The organism is Actinosynnema sp. NPDC059797, assembly GCF_042732085.1.
In the GTDB taxonomy this organism is placed as follows: Bacteria; Actinomycetota; Actinomycetes; order Mycobacteriales; family Pseudonocardiaceae; genus Actinosynnema.
In genome coordinates this window covers 1-4,381 of record NZ_JBHWIE010000489.1, presented here as the reverse complement: position 1 = coordinate 4,381, position 4,381 = coordinate 1, and the positions used below count along the sequence as shown (strand labels likewise).

The 4,381-nt window shown below is 73.6% G+C and carries 4 protein-coding genes; 2 read left to right on the top strand and 2 right to left on the bottom strand.

What is annotated here, in order from left to right; all coding sequences use genetic code 11:
• Positions 1-134 precede the first annotated feature (134 nt).
• Complete coding sequence (locus tag ACFV4N_RS40345) at positions 135-1,202, bottom strand: aspartate-semialdehyde dehydrogenase (protein WP_499677966.1); 1,068 nt, start codon at positions 1,200-1,202, stop codon at positions 135-137.
• Complete coding sequence (locus ACFV4N_RS40340; protein WP_499677965.1) at positions 1,199-2,464, bottom strand: aspartate kinase; 1,266 nt, start codon at positions 2,462-2,464, stop codon at positions 1,199-1,201. The genes ACFV4N_RS40345 and ACFV4N_RS40340 overlap by 4 nt, the downstream gene beginning before the upstream one ends.
• A gap of 99 nt (positions 2,465-2,563) precedes the next feature.
• Here ACFV4N_RS40340 and ACFV4N_RS40335 point away from each other — a divergent pair, with 99 nt between their 5' ends.
• Both ACFV4N_RS40335 and ACFV4N_RS40330 read left to right on the top strand, forming a co-directional pair.
• Positions 2,564-3,763 (top strand): putative hexosyltransferase, encoded by a 1,200-nt coding sequence (locus tag ACFV4N_RS40335; RefSeq protein ID WP_499677964.1) that lies wholly within the window; start codon positions 2,564-2,566, stop codon positions 3,761-3,763.
• On the top strand, positions 3,763-4,381 hold a 619-nt coding region (locus tag ACFV4N_RS40330; RefSeq protein WP_499677963.1), incomplete at its 3' end, for a nitroreductase family protein. The genes ACFV4N_RS40335 and ACFV4N_RS40330, both read left to right, overlap by 1 nt.

Here is a 4,381-nt window from a genome sequence, read left to right as displayed (position 1 = left end):
AGCACTCTGGTCGCCGTGGCCCCCTCCTCGAGCGCGATCACCACCCCAGCCAGGGCAAACACCCAACCCGCCGGGCACCCCCCCCCCCCCCCCGTGCCGGGCGGCGGGGGGGCGTTCGCGGGGTCGGTCGGAGGTCAGAGCCGGGTCGCCAGCTCCTCCGCGATCTCGTAGGTGTTCAGCGCCGCGCCCTTGCGCAGGTTGTCACCGCACACGAAGAAGTCCAGCGTGTTCGGGAAGTCCAGCGCCTGCCGCACCCGGCCCACGTACGTGGGGTCCTCGCCCACCACGTCCGCCGGCGTCGGGAACCGCTTCTGCTCCGGGTCGTCCACCAGCACGATGGTCGGCTGCGCCGCGAAGACCTTGTGCGCCTCGTCGACGGTCACCTCGCGGGCGAACGTCGCGTGCACCGCGAGCGAGTGCGTGGTCACCACGGGCACGCGCACGCAGGTCGCCGACACCTTCAGGTCCGGGATGCCGAGGATCTTGCGGGACTCGTTGCGGACCTTCAGCTCCTCGCTGGTCCACCCCTCGTCCTTCAGCGAACCGGCCCACGGCACCACGTTCAGCGCCAGCGGCGCGGGGAACGGCGAGTCGGACACCGGCAGGCCCGCCGCGTCCAGCACCTCCCGCACGTCGCCCGCGCGGACGCCGACCTCCTTGCCGGCCAGCGCCGACACCTCGGCGTACAGGCGGTCGATCGCCTCCTGCCCGCCGCCGGACGCCGCCTGGTACGAGGCCACGACCAGCTCGCGCAGCTCGTACTCGCGGTGCAGCGCGCCCAGCGCCGCCATCATCGACAGCGTGGTGCAGTTCGGGTTGGCGATGATGCCCTTGGGCCGGTTGACGACCTCGTCCGCGTTGACCTCGGGCACCACCAGCGGCACCTCGGGGTCCATCCGGAACGCCGCCGAGTTGTCCACCGCGACCGCGCCGCGCGCCGCCGCGACCGGCGCCCACTCCGCGGACACCGAGTCCGGCACGTCGAACATCGCGACGTCCACGCCGTCGAACACCTCGGGCGCGAGCGCCTGGACGGTCAGCTCCTCGCCGCGCACGGTGATCTTCTTGCCCGCGGACCGCGGCGAGGCGATCAGCCGGATCTCACCCCACGGCACGGACTCCCGGCCGTTGATGATGTCGATCATGACGGTGCCGACGGCACCGGTGGCCCCCACCAGGGCCAGCACAGGACCGGTGCTCATCGCCCACTCCCCGCGTACACCACGGCCTCCTCGTCGCCGCCCAGCTCGAAGGCGTCGTGCAGGGCGCGCACGGCGTCGTCGAGCTGCGTGTCGCGGCAGATGACCGAGATCCGGATCTCCGAGGTGGAGATGATCTCGATGTTCACCCCGGCCGCGGCCAGGGCCTCGCAGAACTGCGCGGTCACGCCGGGGTGCGAGCGCATGCCCGCGCCGACCAGCGAGACCTTGCCCACGTGCTCGTCGTAGAGCACCTGGTCGAAGCCGATCTCCTCGCGCGCCTTCTCCAGCGCGGCCACGGCCCGGGGGCCGTCGTCCTTCGGCAGGGTGAACGTCACGTCGGTGCGGCCGGACACGGCCTGGGAGACGTTCTGCACGACCATGTCGATGTCGAGCTCCGCCTCGGCCACGACGCGGAAGATCCGCGCCGCCATGCCGGGCAGGTCGGGGACCGCGGTCACGGTGACCTTGGCCTCGGACCGGTCGTGCGCGACGCCGGTGATCATCGCCTGTTCCACGGGAAGGTCCTCCACTGACCCGGACACGATGGTCCCGGGCTTGTTGCTGAACGAAGATCGGACGTGCACGGGGACGCCGTACCGGCGGGCGTACTCGACGCAGCGCAGCATGAGCACCTTGGCCCCGCTCGCCGCCATCTCGAGCATCTCCTCGTAGGTGATGGTCTCCAGCCGCTTGGCGTTCGGCACGATGCGCGGGTCGGCGGAGAACACGCCGTCCACGTCGGTGTAGATCTCGCAGACGTCGGCCTTCAGGGCCGCCGCCAGCGCCACCGCGGTGGTGTCGGTGCCGCCGCGGCCGAGCGTGGTGATCTCCTTGCTGTCCTGGCTGACGCCCTGGAAGCCCGCGACGATCGCGATGGCGCCCTCGGACAGCGCGTCCTGGATGCGGCTGGGCGTCACGTCGATGATGCGCGCCTTGCCGTGCACGGACGTGGTGATCACGCCGGCCTGCGAGCCGGTGTACGAGCGCGCCTCGGCGCCCAGCGAGGTGATCGCCATCGCCAGCAGCGACATGGAGATCCGCTCACCCGAGGTGAGCAGCATGTCCATCTCGCGGGCGGGCGGCACCGGGGACACCTGGCGCGCCAGGTCGAGCAGCTCGTCGGTCGTGTCGCCCATCGCGGACACCGCGACGACGACGTCGTTGCCCGCCTTCCGGGTCGCGACGATGCGCTCGGCCACCCGTTTGATCCGCTCGGCGCTTCCGACCGAGGAACCACCGTACTTCTGGACGACGAGCGCCACAGAACCTCTCCTCCCAGGTGCGAAAGCCCAGCTCTTCGGGAGAGTACCTGGCCCAAGGAGTGGACAGGGGGCACCGTGACCCCCACTACGCTCGTCGCCGTGGCAACCCTGGAGGCCGTGCACGTGGAGCCGGAGGACGCGTCGTCGGCGCGCGGGCGGCTGGCGCGCGTGGCCAGACACCGGGTGACGCTGCTCCTCGCGCCCGGCGTGCTGTACCTGCTGGTGCGCGAGCTGGGGCTGCTGGCGCTGGGGTTGATGGCCGACCGGTGGGGCAAGGACGTCACCGGGGCGCTGACCTCGTGGGACGGGCAGTGGTTCCTGGGCATCGCGGGCGGCGGGTACGGGGACGTGCCGAGCGGGCTGGTCGACGCGTTCGGGCGGCGGTCGGCGGAGACGCCGCTGGCGTTCTTCCCCGGCTACCCGTTGCTGGTGCGGTGGCTGGACGCCCTGCCCGGCGTGGGGACGGTGGGCGCGGCGTTCGCGGTGAGCCTGGTCAGCGGCCTGGTCTGCGCCTACGGGCTGGCGCGGCTGGGCGCCTCGGTGTTCGGCGGGTCGCGGCGGGCCGGGCTGGTGCTGGTCGTGCTGTTCGCGGCGTCGCCGATGTCCGTGGTGCTGTCGATGACCTACTCGGAGGCGACGTTCTGCGCGCTGGCGGCGTGGTCGCTGGTCGGCGTGGTGGAGCGGCGCTGGCTGCTCGCCGGGCTGTGCTGCGCGGGCGCGGGGCTGGTGCGGCCCACGGCGGCGGCGCTGGTGCTCGCGGTGTGCGCGGCGGCGGCCGTGGCCGCCTGGCAGCGGCGCGACGGGTGGCGGCCGTGGGCGGGCGGGCTGCTCGCGCCGCTCGGGCTGGCGGGCTACCTGGGGTACGTCGCGGTGGTGACCGGCCGCTGGGACGGCTGGTTCGCGGTGCAGCGGAACGGGTGGGACTCGCGGTTCGACGGCGGGGCGGCGACGTGGAAGTTCGCGCTGCTCGTCCTGGGCGACCCGCGGTCGGTGCTGGAGCTGGCCACGGTGTGGTTCCTGGTGGCGGCCCTGGTGCTGGTGGCGGTGGGCCTGCGGCGCGGGCTGGAGTGGCCGCTGGTCGTGTACGGGGCCGGCGTGCTGGCGATGGACCTCGGGTCGAACGGGCTGATGAACTCCAAGGCGCGGCTGCTGCTGCCCGCGTTCACGCTGCTCCTGCCGGTGGCGCTGGCGCTGGCGCGGCGGCGCAACCCGACGGTGGTGGCGGTGCTGGTGGGCGTGTCGGTGTTCAGCGCGTGGTTCGGCGCCTACGCGATCACGGCTTGGAGGTACGCGATCTGATGGACCTCAACCCCCTGATCGCGGCCCGGTGGAGCCCCCGGGCGTTCGACGCGGCGGCCGAGGTGGACCCCGCGGTCGTCCGGGTGCTGCTGGAGGCGGCCCGGTGGGCGGCCTCGCACGGCAACACCCAGCCCGCGCGGTTCCTCGTCGGGTACCGCGGCGACGACACCTTCGAGCGGATCTTCGCGGCGCTGCGGCCGGGCAACCGGACGTGGGCGGGGCGCGCATCGGTGCTGCTGGTGGGCGCGGTGGTCACGGCCGACGACCGCGGGCCGCTGCCGAACACCGAGTTCGGGCTGGGGTTGGCGGTGCAGAACCTCGTGCTCCAAGCCGTCGACCTCGGGCTGGTCACGCACCAGGTGGGCGGGTTCTCGCCGGAGGCGCTGCGGGAGGCCTTCGCGATCCCGGAGGACGTGCGGCCGGTCGTGGTGGTCGCGGTCGGGGTGCTCGGGGACCCGGACGACCTGCCGGAGGACCTGGCAGCGCGGGAGCGCCGGGAGCGGGTGCGCAGGCCGCTGGCCGAGACGGCGTTCACCGGGGAGTGGGGGGCGCCGGGCGTGGAGATGAGCCCGCCCGCCCCCCCCGGCCCCCCGGGGAGCCCCCCCCCGGGGGGGGGCC

Coding starts and splice junctions, on each gene's coding strand:
- ACFV4N_RS40345 (WP_499677966.1), bottom strand. CDS start 1,202: ATGAGCACCGGTCCTGTGCTGGCCCTGGTGGGGGCCACCGGTGCCGTC.